This window comes from Aureimonas pseudogalii (genome assembly GCF_014196835.1).
Classification (GTDB): Bacteria; Pseudomonadota; Alphaproteobacteria; order Rhizobiales; family Rhizobiaceae; genus Aureimonas; species Aureimonas pseudogalii.
Map to the genome: position 1 here is coordinate 835557 of NZ_JACIEK010000001.1, position 17321 is coordinate 852877.

General features: G+C 69.3%; 19 protein-coding genes and 1 other RNA gene. 5 read left to right on the plus strand and 15 right to left on the minus strand.

What is annotated here, in order from left to right; translation table 11 throughout:
* The first annotated feature begins 89 nt into the window (after positions 1-89).
* The gene (locus tag GGR04_RS03820; protein WP_183198009.1) at positions 90-1187 is read left to right on the plus strand and encodes a serine hydrolase domain-containing protein; all 1098 of its coding nucleotides are present in this window, start codon (positions 90-92) and stop codon (positions 1185-1187) included.
* A gap of 65 nt (positions 1188-1252) precedes the next feature.
* On the opposite strand, the gene GGR04_RS03825 is transcribed toward GGR04_RS03820, so the two are convergent.
* Positions 1253-2002, minus strand: a complete 750-nt coding sequence (locus GGR04_RS03825) for a YebC/PmpR family DNA-binding transcriptional regulator (protein WP_183198011.1) — start codon at positions 2000-2002, stop codon at positions 1253-1255.
* Positions 2003-2196: 194 nt separating this feature from the next.
* On the opposite strand from GGR04_RS03825, the gene GGR04_RS03830 reads away from it, so the two are divergent.
* Complete coding sequence (locus GGR04_RS03830) at positions 2197-3018, plus strand: MBL fold metallo-hydrolase (protein WP_246392660.1); 822 nt, start codon at positions 2197-2199, stop codon at positions 3016-3018.
* A gap of 20 nt (positions 3019-3038) precedes the next feature.
* Here GGR04_RS03830 and GGR04_RS03835 read toward each other — a convergent pair whose 3' ends face one another.
* From GGR04_RS03835 to GGR04_RS03845, 3 genes are all read right to left on the minus strand, one after another.
* A complete protein-coding gene (locus GGR04_RS03835; RefSeq protein WP_183198013.1) occupies positions 3039-3266 on the minus strand; it encodes a hypothetical protein in 228 nt (75 codons plus the stop codon).
* Between the two features lie 105 nt (positions 3267-3371).
* On the minus strand, positions 3372-4193 hold the full coding sequence (locus GGR04_RS03840) for a TIGR00282 family metallophosphoesterase (protein ID WP_183198015.1): 822 nt from the start codon (positions 4191-4193) through the stop codon (positions 3372-3374).
* Positions 4190-4822 carry a glutathione S-transferase N-terminal domain-containing protein gene (locus GGR04_RS03845; protein WP_183198018.1) on the minus strand — a complete coding sequence of 211 codons (633 nt, stop codon included), beginning with the start codon at positions 4820-4822 and terminating at the stop codon, positions 4190-4192. The genes GGR04_RS03840 and GGR04_RS03845 overlap by 4 nt, the downstream gene beginning before the upstream one ends.
* Positions 4823-4913: 91 nt before the next feature.
* On the opposite strand from GGR04_RS03845, the gene GGR04_RS03850 reads away from it, so the two are divergent.
* A complete protein-coding gene (locus GGR04_RS03850; RefSeq protein WP_183198020.1) occupies positions 4914-5465 on the plus strand; it encodes a CAP domain-containing protein in 552 nt (183 codons plus the stop codon).
* On the opposite strand, the gene GGR04_RS03855 is transcribed toward GGR04_RS03850, so the two are convergent.
* The 3 genes from GGR04_RS03855 to GGR04_RS03865 form a co-directional block, all read right to left on the minus strand.
* Positions 5404-6009, minus strand: coding sequence for a 5-formyltetrahydrofolate cyclo-ligase (locus GGR04_RS03855; RefSeq protein WP_183198022.1), 606 nt, complete (start codon positions 6007-6009; stop codon positions 5404-5406). The two genes, GGR04_RS03850 and GGR04_RS03855, sit on opposite strands and share 62 nt — an antisense overlap.
* A gap of 127 nt (positions 6010-6136) precedes the next feature.
* Positions 6137-6295, minus strand: a non-coding RNA gene (ssrS, locus tag GGR04_RS03860) — 6S RNA.
* A 61-nt stretch (positions 6296-6356) separates the two neighbouring features.
* Positions 6357-8435 (minus strand): NAD(+) synthase, encoded by a 2079-nt coding sequence (locus GGR04_RS03865; RefSeq protein WP_183198024.1) that lies wholly within the window; start codon positions 8433-8435, stop codon positions 6357-6359.
* Positions 8436-8615: 180 nt separating this feature from the next.
* Here GGR04_RS03865 and GGR04_RS03870 point away from each other — a divergent pair, with 180 nt between their 5' ends.
* Both GGR04_RS03870 and GGR04_RS03875 read left to right on the plus strand, forming a co-directional pair.
* Entirely contained in the window at positions 8616-8858 is a 243-nt protein-coding gene (locus GGR04_RS03870; protein ID WP_183198025.1) for a hypothetical protein, read from the plus strand.
* Positions 8859-9226: 368 nt separating this feature from the next.
* Positions 9227-10393: an App1 family protein phosphatidate phosphatase gene (locus GGR04_RS03875; RefSeq protein WP_183198028.1), complete on the plus strand. Its 1167-nt coding sequence runs from the start codon at positions 9227-9229 to the stop codon at positions 10391-10393.
* Positions 10394-10485: 92 nt separating this feature from the next.
* Here the strand turns inward: GGR04_RS03875 and GGR04_RS03880 are convergent, their stop codons facing one another.
* The 8 genes from GGR04_RS03880 to GGR04_RS03915 all read right to left on the minus strand — a co-directional run bounded on the left by GGR04_RS03880 (position 10486) and on the right by GGR04_RS03915 (position 17093).
* The gene (locus GGR04_RS03880) at positions 10486-10968 is read right to left on the minus strand and encodes a F0F1 ATP synthase subunit B (protein ID WP_183198030.1); all 483 of its coding nucleotides are present in this window, start codon (positions 10966-10968) and stop codon (positions 10486-10488) included.
* Positions 10969-10980: 12 nt separating this feature from the next.
* Positions 10981-11595, minus strand: coding sequence for a F0F1 ATP synthase subunit B (locus tag GGR04_RS03885; protein ID WP_183198032.1), 615 nt, complete (start codon positions 11593-11595; stop codon positions 10981-10983).
* Positions 11596-11670: 75 nt separating this feature from the next.
* Positions 11671-11895, minus strand: a complete 225-nt coding sequence (locus tag GGR04_RS03890; protein ID WP_019996925.1) for a F0F1 ATP synthase subunit C — start codon at positions 11893-11895, stop codon at positions 11671-11673.
* 68 nt (positions 11896-11963) lie between these two features.
* Positions 11964-12713 carry a F0F1 ATP synthase subunit A gene (locus tag GGR04_RS03895; protein ID WP_183198034.1) on the minus strand — a complete coding sequence of 250 codons (750 nt, stop codon included), beginning with the start codon at positions 12711-12713 and terminating at the stop codon, positions 11964-11966.
* Between the two features lie 139 nt (positions 12714-12852).
* On the minus strand, positions 12853-13254 hold the full coding sequence (locus tag GGR04_RS03900) for an AtpZ/AtpI family protein (RefSeq protein WP_246392661.1): 402 nt from the start codon (positions 13252-13254) through the stop codon (positions 12853-12855).
* Positions 13255-13389: 135 nt separating this feature from the next.
* Positions 13390-14598: a cell wall hydrolase gene (locus GGR04_RS03905; protein ID WP_246392662.1), complete on the minus strand. Its 1209-nt coding sequence runs from the start codon at positions 14596-14598 to the stop codon at positions 13390-13392.
* Positions 14599-14703: 105 nt separating this feature from the next.
* The gene (der, locus tag GGR04_RS03910) at positions 14704-16122 is read right to left on the minus strand and encodes a ribosome biogenesis GTPase Der (RefSeq protein ID WP_183198038.1); all 1419 of its coding nucleotides are present in this window, start codon (positions 16120-16122) and stop codon (positions 14704-14706) included.
* 23 nt (positions 16123-16145) lie between these two features.
* On the minus strand, positions 16146-17093 hold the full coding sequence (locus GGR04_RS03915; RefSeq protein WP_183198040.1) for a tetratricopeptide repeat protein: 948 nt from the start codon (positions 17091-17093) through the stop codon (positions 16146-16148).
* Positions 17094-17321 lie beyond the last annotated feature (228 nt).

The window sequence follows — 17321 nt, forward strand, 5'->3', positions numbered from 1 at the left end:
AAACGAAGGCGGATCGACAGCAATCGGACGGCCTTCAACAAGTGGTGACGGCCCTCGCAGCGTCGTCTTCGCCGACCCATCTCGCCGTCATGACACGATCGCTCTCCCGCCGTCTCGCCACGCTCGCCGCCGGTGCCCTTCTCCTTCCCGGCGCTGCCGGCGCGCAGGAAACACCGTCCGCGCCGGTACCAGCCGAACTGCGCGACGGAGCACTGAGCGCTGCCGTCGGCTTCGGAGCGGCGATCGAGCGGGCCCGCTCGCTGCCGCCGCTGGAAACGCTGCTCGTCGCCGTCGACGGGCAAACGCAAGTGGACGAGGGCTTTCGCGGCAGCCGCACGAACGCATCGACCAACATCAAGTCGGCATCGAAATCCGTGGTCTCGGCGCTGGTCGGCATCGCGATCGACAAGGGACTGATCGAGGGGCCGGACCAGCCGATCTCGGACTTTCTGCGGGCCGACTTCCCGGCCGACCCCGATCTGCGGCTCGCGAGCGTCACGGTGGGCCATCTCCTGTCGATGCAGGCCGGGCTGGAGCGCACGTCGGGCGCCAACTACGGCAGCTGGATCGCCTCGCGCAACTGGGTGCGCGACGCGCTGGCGCGCCCCTTCGCCGCCGACCCCGGCGGCCCGATGCTTTACTCCACCGGCTCGACGCATCTTCTTTCCGCCATCCTGACGAAGGCGAGCGGTCGCTCGACGCTGGCCTTAGCGCGCGAGTGGCTGCGCCCCGCCGGGGTCGAGATCGCCGACTGGGAGCGCGATCCGCAAGGGGTCTATCTCGGCGGCAACCAGATGGCGATGACGCCGCGCTCGCTGCTCGCCTTCGGCGAACTCTACCGGCGCGGCGGCACGGCGGCGGACGGCACGCGCATCCTCTCGAAGGACTGGATCGACCGCTCGTGGACGCCGCGCACGACTTCGCGCTTCCACGACGGGCGCTATGGCTACGGCTGGTTCATCGATCGTCTCGCCGGCCACGACGTCGCCTATGGCTGGGGCTATGGCGGACAGATGATCTACGTCGTGCCGGACCTCGCGCTCACGGTGGCGATCACCTCGGACGAGACGCAGCCCTCGGGGCGCAGCGGCTACGTCCAGGAGCTGCACCGGCTCGTCGCCGAGACGATCGTACCGGCCGCCGAGGCGCAGCGCGCCACTTCCACGCCCGTGGTGCCGAAGAGCTGACGCGGCGAAGGCCGCACCGGGGCTTCCGGCGCGGCCTTCGTCATCCAAATCGCCGAAGACGTTCGTCAGGCGGCCGAGAGCTTGGCCATCGTCTCCTCGTCGACCTCAAAATTGGCGTAGACGTTCTGCACGTCGTCGTCGTCGTCGAGATTGCCGATCAGCCGCAGCACGCTCTGCGCCTTGTCCTCGTCCACCGGCGTGCCGGTCTGCGGGCGCCAGATCGTCTTGACGCTCTCGGGCTCGCCGAGCGAGGTCTCCAGCGCGGCCGCCACCTCGCCGAGATCCTCGAAGGCGGTGATGATGCGATGGCCGTCCTCGTCGGACTGCACGTCGTCGGCGCCCGCCTCGATCGCGGCCTCCATCACCTTGTCGGCGTCGCCTGCCTTGGCGGGATAGGTGATCTCGCCGACATGGTCGAACATGAACGACACCGAGCCGGTCTCGCCCATCGCGCCGCCGGCCTTGGTGAAGTAGGAGCGCACGTTCGAGGCCGTGCGGTTGCGGTTGTCGGTGAGCGCTTCCACGATCACCGCGACGCCGCCGGGGCCGTAGCCCTCGTAGCGCACCTCGTCGTAATTCTCCGAATCGCTGCCGGAGGCCTTCTTCACCGCGCGGTCGATGTTGTCCTTCGGCATCGACTGCGCCTTGGCGTTGGCGATGGCGAGGCGCAGGCGCGCGTTCATCGAGGGGTCGGGCAGTCCGGCCTTCGCCGCCACGAAGATCTCGCGCGCCAGCTTGGAGAACATCTTCGAGCGCACCGCGTCCTGCCGGCCCTTGCGGTGCATGATGTTCTTGAATTGGCTATGACCGGCCATCCGTCACCTTCTCGTCGTGCGTTGGGAATGTCCGTCCTATAAAATCTTCGGGCGCGCGCGTCCAGCAAGGGCGATGCGGCGCTGCGGTCGATCCCCCGATCCCCCTGCGCCGCGATGACGTGAAGGTGAGTTGGCGCTCGCCGCCCGCCCGATAGTCTCGACGCCCAAGCGCAACGGCAAGCCGGAGACGGGCGATGGGTCGGCGAACGATGGCTCTGGCGCTTCTCGCCCTGGCTTGGCCCGGCGGCGCGGCGCTCGCGCAGCAGAGCCCCTCCACCTGTCTCGCGATCGCCGAGGCGACGCCGAAGGCCCGCTTCGCCGACTTCCGCGACCGTGCCCGCCCGCCCGTCTGGAACGCGGCGCTCGCCCGCGACGAGGTGGAGATCACCTACATCCACCATTCCACGTACCTGATCGAGAGCGCCGGGGGCGTGCGCATCGCCACCGACTTCTCGGGCCTGTCGGGGCCCGGCGATCCGCCCGACATCGTGACGATGAACCACGCGCATTCCACGCACTACACCGAGTTTCCCGACCCCGCGATCCCGCATGTCTTGCGCGGCTGGAACCCCGCCGGCAACGGGCCTGCCCGCCATTCGCTGGAGGTCGAGGACGTGCTGGTGCGCAACGTGCCCACCGACATCGACCGCTTCGGGACGTTCGAGGCCGACGGCAACTCGATCTTCGTGTTCGAGGTCGCGGGCCTCTGCATCGGCCATCTCGGCCATCTGCACCACCAGCTGACCGACGAGGACTATGCCGCGATCGGCCGGCTCGACGTCTTGATGGTGCCCGTCGACGGCTCGTGGACGATGAGCCAGGCCGGCATGGGCGAGATCGCCGAGCGCCTGCATTCCTCTGTGGTGCTGCCGATGCACCGCTTCCGCACGCCGATCGAGCGCTTCCTCGCCGCCATCCCCGATTTCGCGGTGGAGCGCCGACCGACGGCCTCGCTCACCCTCTCGCCGCGCACCCTGCCGCGCCAGCCCACCGTGATCCTGCTCGAGGGCGTGTGAAACGCGGGAACGCCTGACTGTCAGGCCTCTCCGTCCCCCTCCGCGTCGGGCTCGTCGTCGGGCGAGGCCTCGTCCTCGACGGTGGCCGGCAGGATCTCGCGCTCCTCGTCGTCGTCGATCTGAATCAGCGAGGACGCCCGGAGGTCGGCGCCCAGCCCCTTCACCTTGAAATGCGGGGGTGCCGAGGTGGCGAAGGAGATCAGCGCGGCGGCGAGCGCCAGCACATTCGGGCGGTATCCCCATCTCATGGCCGCCCTTCCCGCGCGATCGAGCCATGCGTCACCTCGCCGGTCACGCCGCCGCCGACATCTGCCGCCCCGTTCGGGGCGCGAGTGGGGCGGCGGGCGAGATGCCTACCAGAAGCTCGGAACCACGGGCTCCAGCCGCGCGCCGATGCGCACCGCCGCGACCTTTTCGGCGAGGCCCGTGCGGTCGGAGATCTCCACGGCGAGGCCGCAGATCGTCGCCGGACCGGAGGCCGCCTCGAAGCGGCCGCGCGGCACCTTGGTGAGGAAGCGGTTCAGCGGCTCCTCCTTCTCCATGCCGAGCGAGCTATCATAGTCGCCGCACATGCCGGCATCCGACTGGTAGGCCGTGCCGCCCGGCAGGATCTGGTGGTCGGCGGTCGGCACATGGGTATGCGTGCCCACCACCACCGAGGCGCGCCCGTCGAGGAAATGGCCGAAGCACTGCTTTTCGCTGGTCGCCTCGGCGTGGAAATCGACGATCACGGCATCGGCCTGCTCGCCGAGCGGACAGGCCGCCACGATGTCGCCGATGGCGCGGAAGGGATCGTCGAGATCGGGATGCATGAAGGCGCGGCCCATCACGTTGGCGACGAGGACACGCGCGCCGTTCTTCGCTTCGAAGAGCCCCGATCCCCGGCCGGGCGTGCCCGGGGGATAATTGGCGGGGCGTAGGAACCGGTCGTGCCGGGGTGCGAAGGTCAGCGCCTCACGCTGGTCGAAGGCGTGATTGCCGGTGGTCACCACGTCGGCGCCAGCCGCCACCGTCTCCTCGAAGATGTCCTCGGTGATGCCGAAGCCGCCTGCGGCGTTCTCGCCGTTCACCACCACGAAATCGAGCCGCCAGTCGGCGACGAGGCCGGGCAGGCGCTCGTACACCGCCGTGCGGCCGGCGCGGCCCACCATGTCGCCGAGAAACAGGAACCTCATGCCGCCAACGCCTCCTTGGCCGCCGTCAGCTTGGCGAGCGCCCGGCGCACCGCAGCGCGGTCTCCCACCCGGTCCACCCAGTCGGCCAGCGCGGGAAAGCGGTCGCGGGCGTCGAGATCCTTCAGTCCCGACACGGCCCAGGACCAGTTCATCACGTCGGCGATCGAGTATTCGCCCGCCAGATACTCGGCGTCCTTTAGCCGGGTGTCGAGCACGCCGAGCAGCCGCTCGGCCTCGCGCTCGAAACGGCGGATGGCGAAGTCGCTGCGCTCGCTCGCGTTCTTGAAATAGTGGATCTGGCCGATCATCGGCCCGGTGCCGCCGGCCTGGAAGAAGGTCCAGCCGAGCGCTTCGGCGCGCGCCGGACCGGCGCTCGCCAGAAAGCGTCCGGTCTTCTCGGCGAGATGGACGAGGATCGCGCCGGACTCGAAGACCCGCGTCTCCTCGTCGCCCTCCCGGTCGAGGATCGCGGGGATCCGGCCGTTCGGGTTGATCGCAAGAAAGTCCGATTCCTTCTGTTTGCCGGTGGAGATGTCGAGAAGGCGCAGATCGTAGTCGAGGCCGCACTCCTCCAGCATGATGATCGGCTTCTCGCCGTTGGGGGTGGTCCAGGTGGTGAGCTCGATCACGAGGCGACTCCGAGAGAATAGGGCCGGAGCGGCATCACATAGGGCCGCCGCTCCACCACAACGACATGCCTTATGGCGAGAAGGGCCATCCTTGAACAGCAAAACGACGTTTCCGGCGCTCCTCGCCGCCGCGCTCCTCCTCGCCGGCTGCGCGACGCCCGCGCCGACGCCGGCCGCCCGCGTGACCGCCGTGCCGATCGAGCGCGAGGCGGCGCTCGCCGCGGTCAACGCCTTTCGCGGCGAGCATGGGCTGAAAGCGCTTGCGATCAACGAGACGCTGATGCGGGCGGCCACCGCGCAGTCGGCAGCCATGGCGGCTCGCGATACGATGGACCACGAGGTCGCGGGCGTGCTGACGACGCGCGTCGAGACGGCCGGCTATCGCTGGGGCACGGTGGCCGAGAACATCGCCAAGTCCTATCCCGACTATGACGGGGCGATGAAGGCGTGGATCCACTCGCCGGGGCATCGGCGCAATCTGCTCGACCCCCGCGTCACCGAGATCGGCTTTGCCGGCGAGCGCGCGAGCGCGGGCGGCAAGCCCTACTGGACGCAGATCTTCGCCTCTCCCTCGCGGCGCGTCAGCGCGCCGGCCGCGTCGGAAAAGCCGCTGCGCTGGGGCCCTGAGCTTCGCTTTCCGTGATCACGAGGTCGAGCCGACGGTCGTGCGGGCCCGTGGGCACCTCGTCCACCTCCTGCGCGGCGAAGGCGAGGCCGAGGGTGCGGAGGTCCGGGTGAATGTCGGACAGGCGTGCGATGGCCCGGTCGTAGAAGCCGCGCCCATAGCCGAGGCGGGCGCCCGAGCGATCGAAGGCGAGAAGCGGCACGAAGAGGATGGCGGGCTGCAGCACGGCGGCGCCCGCGCCCGGCGCATGGGTGCCGAAGCCCTGTGGCTCCAGCGGCGCGTCGCGTAGCAGCTCGCGAAACTCCAGCTCCCCCGCGACGATGGCGGGCACCGCCAACCGGGCCCGCCGGTCCGCCAGCAGCGCCATGAGGGGCCGCGGGTCGACCTCGGAGCCGATCGGCAGATAGGCCGAGATCACCGTGCCGGCGTCGAAGCGCAGCGCGCCCGCCACGCGTTCGGCCATCGTGAAGGACGCCTCGATGCGTTCGGCGACGGGAAGCGCGTCGCGACGTGCCCGTGCCTCGTGGCGCAGCACCGCCTTGCGTTCCGCGATGGCGTCCATGGCGCTCCCCGATCGGTTCGCGGCGTCGCTAGCCCGGTCGTGCCACTCTGGCAAGGTCGGGGATCGACCGGCCGATGGCATGCCTGTCGCCGCCCGCGGCGTTGAAAGGCGAAAATGGGGTGAGGAGTGACGAGCCACCTCGGCCGATGAGAAGATCGATCCCGGGAACCTACAAAGTAGGTGGGCGCCGTGTACCGCAGCCCACGGGCCGCAGCAGGGACAGCTCCCTAGGGGATGCGTAAGGCCCCGGGGAATATGTTATCCCTGTCGCACCGTGCAGCCCGTCGCCGCTACATCTAGCACTGCTGCTTCCGGGTTTCCATGGGCGCGAAAAGAAACAACCGGCTTCACGCCCGCGGCACGCGGTCGAGATCGCGCAGCCAGGCGCTCGCCATGGAATCGGAGGGCGCGCGCCAGTCGCCGCGCGGCGAGAGCGCGCCGCCGGCCGAGACCTTCGGCCCGTTGGGCATGGCCGTGCGCTTGAACTGGCTGGTCTGGAAGAAGCGCACGAGGAAGCGCTCCAGCCAGTGCCGGATGGTGGCGAGGTCGTATTCGTTCTTCTTGCCCTCGGGAAACCCCGCCGGCCACAGCCCGCCCTCGCGCGAGCCCCAGGCCTGCAGCGTCAGGAAGGCGACCTTGGCGGGCGACAGGCCGTAGCGCATCGTGTGGAACAGGAAGAAGTCGTTGAGCTCGTAGGGGCCGATCTTCGCCTCGGTGCTCTGGATCGCGCCGCCGGCATCGGCCGGCACGAGTTCGGGCGAGATCTCGGTGTCGACGATCGCCTGCAGCACCGCGCTCGTGTCGGCGTCGAACTCGCCGCCGGCCACGCACCAGCGGATGAGATACTGGATCAGCGTCTTCGGCACGCCGGCATTGACGCCGTAATGGCTCATCTGGTCGCCGACGCCATAGGTGCACCACCCCAGCGCCAGCTCCGACAGGTCGCCCGTGCCGATCACGAAGCCGTTTCGCTGGTTGGCGATGCGGAAGAGATAGTCGGTGCGAAGGCCCGCCTGCACGTTCTCGAAGGTGATGTCGTAGACCGGCTCGCCGCCGGCGAAGGGGTGGCCCATGTCGGCCAGCATCTGGCGCGCCGCCGGGCGAATGTCGATCTCGGCCGCCTCGATGCCCATCGCGCGCATCAGCGCCCAGGCGTTGCGCTTGGTCGCCTCGCCGGTGGCGAAGCCCGGCAGGGTGAAGCCGAGAATGGCGCGGCGCGGCAGGCCGAGAAGGTCGCAGGTGCGCGCCGCCACCACCAGTGCATGCGTGGAATCCAGCCCGCCGGAGACGCCGATCACCATCCGGTCGCCGGGCGTCGCTTCGAAGCGGCGGGCGAGCGCGTGGACCTGGATGTTGAAGGCCTCGTAGCAATCCTCGTCGAGCCGCGCCGGACTGTTCGGCACGTAGGGAAAGCGCCGGATCGGGCGCTTAAGATCGCGCACGGCATAGTCCGGCCGGTGCTCGAAGCCGATGCGCCGGAAGCTCCATTCCGGGTCGCCCTCGGCCATCGCCGTGTCGTTGAAGGAGGTGGTGCGCATCCGCTCCTGCCGGATGCGCTGCAGATCGACGTCGGCGAAGGTGATCGCGGGCTCGCGGGCGAAACGGTCGGACTCGGCGAGGAGATCGCCGAGCTCATGGATCATCGCCTGCCCGTCCCAGGCGAGATCGTTGGTGCTCTCGCCGAAGCCCGCCGCCGAATAGACATAGGCCGCGATGCAGCGCATCGCCTGCGAGGCGCAGAGGAGATGCCGGTCCGCCGACTTGCCGACCACGATGTTGGAGGCCGAGAGATTGCAGAGCACCGTGGCGCCGGCGAGCGCACCACGCGTCGATGGGGGCGCGGCGACCCAAAAGTCCTCGCAGATCTCGGCATGGACCACGAAGTCGGGAAGATCGTCGGCGGAGAAAAGAAGATCGACGCCGAAGGGGACGCGCGCCCCCGCCACCGTGATTTCGGCCTCCACGATGCCCGCGCCGCCGGCGAACCAGCGGCGCTCGTAGAACTCGCGGTAGTTCGGCGGGAAGCTCTTCGGCACGACGCCGAGAATGCGGCCGCGCGACATCGCCACCGCGCAATTGTAGAGCCGCCCGTTGCGCCGCAGCGGGGCGCCGACGAGGACGAGCGGGCCGAGATCGCTCGTTGCCTGCCGCAGATCGTCGAGCGCGGTCTCCACCTCGTCGAGCAGGGCGTCCTGCAACAGGAGGTCGTCGATCGCGTAGCCCGAGAGGGCGAGTTCGGGCGTCACCACGAGATCGGCGCCCGCCGTGTCCGCGCGGCGGATCTCGGCCAGCAGCGCCCCGCCATTGCCGCGGGGATCGGCGGGATGCACGCGGGGCGTCACGGCGCAGACGCGCACGAAACCATGGGAATGTGGGGCGTGGAACCGCTCAAGATCGCGCTGGCGGCTCGCTGCGTCTGCGGTCATGACGTCGCTCCCTCTGCTGGGCGGCGCGTCGCCGGCCACCCGCCGCGAAGGGGGATAGCGCGCCGCCGCCGCCGGGGCAAATCGCAGGCGCCGGCAGGAATTGCCTGCATCCACGGTCGGGGAGGCTTCGCCCGGGCGCGAGCGGCCCTAGTTTGCGGGGAAACGAGGAGGAGACCTGTGATGAATCTCACCGATGCGGAGCGCGAGTTCCTGGAGGCGATGCGCGCCATCACGATCAATGAGGGCGGACACGAGATCTATGTCGGGCTGACGCCGGAGGAGAGCGAGGCCTATCTTCTCCTGGCGCGCCGCGACCAGAGCGGTGAACTCGAAGGCGCCGAACTCGAACGCTTCCGCGAGATGCACGCTCGCCACGAGGCGGCGCGGCAGGCGATCGTCGAGGGTAAGGTGCCGCTGCACTAGCGTTGGTCCAGCGAGTTGGCTGCGCCCGGCGGGCAGGCGGTACCGCTTGTCGGCGTCCCTTCGCCGTGACGGTTGCTCCCCACGTTGCCGGCAAGGCTCGCCGGGCATCCCGGCAACGAAGAGTCGACGCGTGAACTCGTCGCCAAGCTGTGTTGGCAGTTGTCCCGTTTCAACGCGAACTGCCATCGACCGGCCGCAGGCCGACATTCGCCGCCCGCATCGCGATGAGTGACGACGGGACCGATGACCAGAGGTCGCTGCTTGCCTCCGGCGGACATGGTGCAGCCAGCCTCCTCCACCTGCGAACCGCCGAAGCCCTCCCCGCTCATGGCTTCTCGCCCCAAACCGCTCTCGACCGGAAACGCATCGTGTCCAGCCCCCTTCCCCTGCGCATTGCCGGAACGCTCGCCCATCGCTGGGGCGACCTTCGCTACCGCGCCAAGATCGCCCTGCGTCTCACCTCGCCGCCGATCATGCTGCCCTACCGCGGATGGGCGGGCGCGGATGCCCTGCATCTCACGGGGCGGGTCGTCGAAGACGAGAAGGTCATTCACGCCCGGCCGACGCGATCGCGCTGGCGCAACCTCTGGCGCACCTATCGGCGCTACGAGACCGACGAGATCCGCGGCGCCGAGATCACATGGAGCGGCTTCGGCCTCTCCGGGCGCGCCACGACGAGCCGCGAGGGCTTCTTCTCGCTGTCGATCGAGCGCACCGAACTGCCCGATGGTCTCGGGGACGCCCCCTGGCAGCCGATCGCGTTGCGGCTGGAAGGCGCGCCGGGCTATCGCTTCGCGCCGATCCGCTGCGGGGCCGAGATCCGTTGCGTTTCGCCGGACGCTGCCTTCGCGGTCGTCTCCGACATCGACGACACGATCGTCGAGACCAGCGCGCAGCATTTTCTCGACCACGTGCGCACGGTCGCGTTGAACTCGGCCGAGAGCCGCGTCGCCTTCCCTGGCATCGCCTTCCTCTACCGCGCGCTGGCGGCGGGCGTGCGGGGCGGCGAGACCAACCCGATCTTCTACGTCTCGTCCAGCCCGTGGAACCTCTACGAGCTCTTCGCCGAGTTCCTCCAGCGGCGCGGTCTTCCGGCCGGACCGATGTTCCTCAAGGATTTCGGCCTGACGCCGACGCAATGGCTGACGGGCAGCCACGCCACGCACAAGACCGCCGCGATCGAGACGCTTCTTCGAGGCTATCCCGCGTTGGCCTTCATCCTCATCGGCGACACCGGCCAGCGCGACGCCGAGATCTATGCCGACATCGTGCGGCGCCATCCCGGGCGCATACTCTCGGTGCACTTGCGCGACGTCTCGCCGAAGGGACAGCGGCCCGCCGTCGCGGCGGCCGTGGCTGCGATCGACGCGGCCGGCGTCGCGATCACCACCAGCCCTACTCTCGAGGGCGCGGCGCGAACCTGCGAGGAGCACGGGCTGGTGGCGCCCGGCACGGGCCAGGCCATGCGCCGCGAGATCGAGAGCGACCGGGCGCGGCTCGCCGGCAGCGCTGCAGGGGTGGCGAGCGAGGACTGACTGCGAGCGGCGAGGCGAGACAGCGACACCCGAAATGCAGAAAGCCGGCCCTCACGAGCCGGCTTTCTTCGATAGTGACTGGGACGCGCCCGTCAGTTCAGACGGCGGCGGACCTCGGCGATCGACTGGTCGGTCATCGCGCCGTCGCCGCCGACATTGCGCTCTTGGATGATTCGGGTCGCGGCCTCGACCGCGATGTTCACGGCAGAGGCGCGCACCTCGGCGATCGCGTCGGCCTCGGCCTGCACGATCTTCTGCTCGGCGACCTGCGTGCGGCGAGCGACGTATTCCGCGCTCTTGCGGTGCGCGTCCTCGAGGAGGGCGGACGCCTCGCGCTGCGCCATCGCGACGATCTCGCGCGCCTCGTCTTCGGCCTCGCGGCGGCGGCGCTGGAACTCGGCGAGCTGACGCTTGGCCTCTTCCTTCAGCTCGCGCGCTTCCTCGATCTCGTTGCGGATCTGGTGCGAGCGCTTGTCGAGCGCCTTCGACATCATGCCGGGCACCTTCAGATAGGCGATCAGCACGAAGAAGAGGATGAGGCCGATCAGGGCCCAGAACGTGTTGTCGAACGCCAAGGGGACCTCCTGTTACGAGCGGACGGAGCGGACGGCGCGCGACACGTCCTCGCGGGACACGTCGAGGCGGGTCAGCTCGGCGAGGATGGTCTCGGCGGCGTCTTCGGCGATGCCGTCGACATCGGCGAGGGCGCGGGCCTTCACGTCGGCGATCTGGGCCTGCGCGGCTTCGAGCTTGGCGTCGAGCTCGGCCTCGATGCGCTTGCGCTGCGCGTCGGCGTCGGCGCGGGCGCCGTCGCGGGCCTCGATCGCGATGCGATGGGAATTCTCACGGGCGGAAGCCAGTTCCTGCTCGTAGGCGGCCTGGGCCTCGTCGGCATCGGCGCGCATGCGCTCGGCGGCGTCGAGGTCGACGGCGATGCGCTCGCGCCGGTTCTCGAGGATCGCGGCGATGCGCGGCAGGATGGTCTTGGAAAGAACGTAGTAGAAGACGCCGAACGAGATCGCCAGCCACAGGATCTGCGAGGCGAAGAACTCTGGGTTCATCGGCGGGAAGCCGGCTTCCTCGTGCGACCCTTCGGGAACGTGGATCGCTTCTCCGGTCGCGGGTACTGGCGATTCCATCAAAGTGGCTCCATGCCCCGCATCCGGTGTCTCGGCCTGCGCGAAGGCGGCTGTAACGAACATGACGAACTCCGATGATACGGGTCCGGCCGCCCCCATTCGGGAGCGGCCGGCTGCACAATCCCCTGGGGACGATGCTTAGACGAAGAGCAGCAGCAGCGCGATCAGCAGCGAGAAGATGCCGAGCGCTTCGGTGACGGCGAAGCCGAACACGAGACGGCCGAACTGACCGTCGGCAGCCGACGGGTTGCGCAGGGCGCCCGTGAGGAAGCTCGAGAAGATGTTGCCGAGGGCAAGAGCGGTACCGGCCATGCCGAAGCAGGCAAGACCAGCGCCGATGTAACGTGCAGCTTCCGCGTCCATGAGAACTCCTTTTGATTGGATCGTGCGGGGTAGGATCCGCGGCACGGGGCCGCGAAAGCGAAGACGGGTCAGTGGTGAACGTGGACCGCGTCGTTGAGGTACATGCAGGTCAGGATCGCGAAGACGTAGGCCTGCAGGAAGGCGACGAGAAACTCCAGCGCCGTGATGCCGACGGTCATCAGCATGGGCAGGAGCGCGCCGACCACGCCCACGGCGCCGAGGCTGCCGAGCGAGACGACGAAGCCGGCGAACACCTTGAGGGTGATGTGACCGGCCAGCATGTTGGCGAAGAGACGAACCGAGAGCGAGATCGGACGCGAGAGGAACGAGATCAGCTCGATCAGAACGACGAAGGGCAGGATCGAGCCGGGCACGCCCGAGGGCACGAAGACCTTGAACCAGCCGAGACCGTTGGCCTTGATGCCGTAGGCCACCACCGTGCCGATCACGAGCAGCGCGAGCGCGAAGGTGACGATGATGTGGCTGGTGACGGTGAAGAAGTAGGGGAACATCCCGATCAGGTTGGCGACCAGGATGAACATGAAGAGAGAGAACACGAAGGGGAAGAAGCGCATCCCCTCCTTGCCGGCGGCATCGCGCAGCATCTTGGCGATGAACTCGTAGGAAAGCTCCGACACCGACTGGCTGCGATTGGGAACGAGGCCGCGGCCCCGCGTCGACCAGTAGAGGAAGCCGGTGGCGACGGCGACGGTCGCGACCATGAAGAGCGATGAATTCGTGAACGAGAAGTCGACCCCGCCGATCTCGATCGGAACGATCCGAGAAATCTGGAACTGATGAAGCGGATCGTTCGCCAAACGCTTAAGTCCTCTTTGTGCGGGCCCTTTGCGGGCGCCACTGCCATAGCGTCCCGAACCGGGCTTCGCAACACCCCGAAGGCGAATTGGCGGGGACGAGCGCGATCACCCCCGTGTCATCGCCCAAGCCGTTGCGCCGTCAGGGGGATGGCGGGGGCTCGTCGGCCTTCGGACGGGTGGAGCGCACGACGTTGAGAACGCCGGCGGCGAAGCCGAGCAGCAGGAAGATCACGAGCCCGAAGGGCAGCGTGCCGAACAGGCTGTCGACGCCCCAGCCGATGGCGCCGCCCACCGCGATGCCCGCGATGAACTCGCTGGCGATCTTGAAGCCCTGCGCCATGCCCTTCATGCTGCCGCCGGGCCCGGGGGCGTCCTCCATCGCCGACTGCCCGGCCTTGAAGCGGTCGAGGCGCGTGCGCAGGCGCTCGCGGTCCGCCGCCCATTCCGCCTCGCTGCGGCTGTCCGGCTTCTCGCGCTCGTCCATTTCGCCGATCCTCCCGGAGAGCACCGGCGAGCCCGAAGAAGCGGCTCGCATCGGCATTCAACAATCCGTGTTCGCCGGACAGAACCGACCCCTCGGACTTAAGCGCACGGCGCGCCGAAGGGAAGGGTTCGGAGCGCGCGCGGGAGGGAACGACGCAGAGATCGCGTCGGAGGGGCTCGCGCGGCGGAAAGTCTAGCGCCAGCCGCCGCCGAAGGTGCGGTAGAAGACGTGGAGACCGATCTTGTCGACCTGCTCCATCGTCTTGGCCCAGCGCGGGCGCACGTAGGTGGCGTGGTAGTGGGTGGCCGAGCCGACCTCGGGCAGCCAGGTCTCGCCCTTCGTCACCGCATCGGCGATTCGCTCGGCGGCGGCAAACGCACGCTTGTTCCAGATCACGTCCTTGATGCCGTCGCAGGCGAAGGAGAACTGGCAGCGGTTGCGCCACGAGGCGTTCTGGTAGACCACGCCGCAGATCGTCTTCGGGTAGGCGGGATTGCGCACCCGGTTGAGAATCACCTGCGCCACCGCCGCCTGGCCCAGCTCCGTCTCGCCGCGTGCCTCGAAATAGATGCCGTTGGCGAGGCACGTCTGTTCCTTCGGCGTGAACGAGGACGGCGGCAGCGCCGTCGCCGCCCAGGAATGGTCGCCGGCGCCGATCGGCGGAATGAACTCGCCATCCTGGGGCGCGAGCACGGCGTCGAAGAGCGACGAGGCGCCCGGCTTGGGGGCGGGCGCATATGCGGCGAGCGTCTGCAGATCGGCCGAGGCGGCGGTGAGCGCGGCCGCGACGGAGGGAGCCTTGGCGGCGGACGGCACGGTCTCCTCGAGCGAGGCGACCTCGACCGCCTCCCCCGCGCCCGCGCCCGCGCCGATCCCAGCACCGATCCCCGCTCCGGGCACCTGGAAGTTGCCGGCGACGCGCTCGGTCGCACCGAAGGGCTGCGGCCCCGCGAGGGCCGTACGCATCTCGGTGTCGCCGAGCGCGATGCCGGGCCGCAGCAGTCCGAGCGAGGCGCCGAGACGACCGGCGGCGAAGCGCGGCTGCACCAGGGCATGGCGCGAGGGCACCACGCGGGTGCCCCGTTCGGCGGCGACCCGGCCGCCGGCGTCGCGCACGTACAGCGTTCCGTCGCGCGGCAGCGCTGGCGCGTCGTCGTCCTCGAAGTCGGGATGAAGCGAGAGCGCCGACAGCGTCTCGATCGCGCTGGCGGCGTCCGCGAGCCGGGCGGACGCTGCCGGGCGATCCGACACCGCGACGCGCGCCGGCATCACGGCGGAAAGGAGAAGCGCCCCGAGAACGGACGCGAGGAGCGGCGAGGCCCTTCCGACGCCGGCCGGTCGGCGACGCCGCGCGGGCGAATCGCGACGGACCTGGCCTTCGCGGGAGATACGTCTCGACATCGCTCGGCTTCCATCGGTTCCAACGGAAGTCGAACATCCCTCATTAACCTTAGCGAGCGGTTAACGGGTGCGAGGCCCCTGCCCGCCCGCGCCTCCCCGCACGGCTCAGGTGTATTTCTTGCGCCGTCCGGCGAACGGGTTTTCCGAGGTCTTCAGGATCAGCCGGATGGGAATGCCGGTGAGGCCGAACTGGTCGCGCAGTCCGTTGATGAGATAGCGCTGATAGGCCGTGCCGATGGCGTCGGGCCGCGAGGTGGAGAGCACGAAGGTCGGCGGGCGCGTCTTGATCTGCGTCATGTACTTGATGTTGACGCGCCGTCCCGCGACGGCCGGCGGCGGATGGTGGGCCACCGTGCGCTCCAGCCACTGGTTGAGCTTGGCGGTGGAGATGCGCTTGTTCCAGATCTCGTGCGTCTCGGTGACCGCCTTCATCAGGCGGTCGAGACCATCGCCGGTCTCGCCGGAGATGGTCACCGCCTTCACGCCGCGCATCTGCGGCAGAAGGCGATCGGTCTTCTCGCGAAGCTCGGCGAGCAGCGCCTGCCGGTCCTCCACGAGATCCCACTTGTTGAAGGCGAGCACCGGCGCGCGCCCCTCGCGGGCGATGAGGTCGGCGATCGAGAGATCCTGCTTCTCGAAGGGAATGGTGACGTCGAGCACCACCACCACGACCTCGGCATATTTGATGGCGCGCAGGGCGTCGGCGACGGAGAGCTTCTCCAGCTTCTCCTGCACGCGCGCCCGGCGGCGCAGGCCCGCCGTGTCGAACATCTTGATCTTGCGGCCGCGCCACTCCCATTCCACCGAGATGGAATCGCGGGTGATGCCCGCCTCGGGGCCGGTGAGCATCCGGTCCTGGCCAAGGAACTGGTTGACCAGCGTCGACTTGCCGGCGTTCGGCCGGCCGACGATGCAGATGTTCAGCGGCTTGGTGTCGTCGTAGGAGCCGATCGGCTCGCCGTTCTCGTCGAACTCGACCGCGTCGCCGACGCTCGGCTCGGCATCCTCTTCGTCGAGATCGTAGAAGGTCTTCAGGCCCAGCTTCTCGACGATGGCGTCGCGCAGCTCCGCCATGCCCTCGCCGTGCTCGGCCGAGATCGGGCAGGGATCGCCGAGGCCGAGCGAATAGGAATCGTAGAAGCCGGAATCGGAGCCCCGCGCCTCCGACTTGTTGGCGACGAGAATCACGGGCTTGCCGCGACGACGCAGGAGTTCGCCGAACACCTCGTCCTGCGGGGTCATGCCGCTCTTGGCGTCCACCATGAAGAGCGAAAGGTCGGCGTCGTCGATGGCGCGCTCGGTCTGGGCGCGCATGCGCCCTTCCAGCGAGTCGGCGGCGGCCTCCTCGAGGCCCGCGGTGTCGATGACGCGGAACTCGAGATCCTGCAGGCTCGCCTCACCTTCGCGCCGATCACGCGTGACGCCCGGCCGATCGTCGACGAGCGCGAGCTTGCGGCCCACGAGGCGGTTGAACAATGTCGACTTGCCCACGTTGGGGCGGCCGATGATGGCGATGGTGACCATGGCGACAGACGCCCTCGTTTGGCTCAAGGCCGCGTCTGGGGCGCGGCAGCGGGCGTTTCGGCTGAATTGGCGGGGGATGCGGGAGCGGCCGGCGCGGCAGGTTCGACGACCGCCGGTGCCGGGGCGGCAGGCGTTTCGACGGAGGGCGCGGGCGTAGCGGGTGCGGTCGGCGCTTCGGTGGCGGGGGTCGTGGGCGCCGGGGCCGGGGCCGATGGTGCCACGACCGGCGTCGTCGCGGCAGGCGGCGCGGCGGCTTCCGTCTCGGCCTCGGGATCGCCGGCGGACGCGGCGGGAGCCGCCGCAGGTTCCGCCGGCTTGGCGATGGTGGCGTCGATCAGTTCGAGCATCAGCCCGGCGCGGCGCTTGATGCCCTGCGGCGTGCCGAGATCGTCCTGCAACTGGGCGAAGAGAGGGCGCGCGGTGCCGGCGTCGCCGGCCTTCCAGGCCGCCAGCGCCACGGCCTCGCGCGCGGGATAGCGCAGCGCCTCGCCGTCGCCCGTCAGCCGCTCGGCCCGCGCCCGCACGTCGGCGAGCGATCCGGTGTCGACGAGGATGTAGGCGGCGCGGATCGCGGCCATGTCGCGCAGATCCTGCGGCGCGCGGGTGTCGTTGGCGACCTCGTCGAACCGCGTCACCGCGCCGGCGGGGTCCTCGCCCTGCATCATCTCGGCGAGGCGCAGTCGGGCGAGCACGGGATAGACGCCGGTGCCATTGGCGACGAGCGTCTCCAGCGCGCTGCGGGCCTCGTCGGTCTTGCCGTCCGCGGCGAGACTTCCGGCCGCGATCAACCGGTCACCGTCGGCGGCCTCCCGGCCGGCACGGTAACGGTCGTAGAGCACATAGGCGCCGACGGCCACGACGAGGAGCACGGCGGCGGCCACCGCCATCCGCCCGTAGCGAAGCCAGAGCGCGCGCACTCTCTCCTGGCGCATCTCCTCGTTCACTTCGCGCAGGAAGGTATCGTTGCTCATGGACCGGATCTACCCAATGGAAAAACCGCCTTGCCGACACGCGAAGCGCACGGCGATGGCAGGACATCCCGGCTTTTGGACGATTTTTGCCGCCAGAGGAAGCCGTGCCGGCCGCAAGGCGTCTCGGGAGGCCTCCACGGCACGCGGCAAAGGGGCCGCCGCGACGTGCTCGACAGAGCGGGGGACCGCGCGCGACAATGGACGATCCGAGGAAAGGACGAGGCCCCC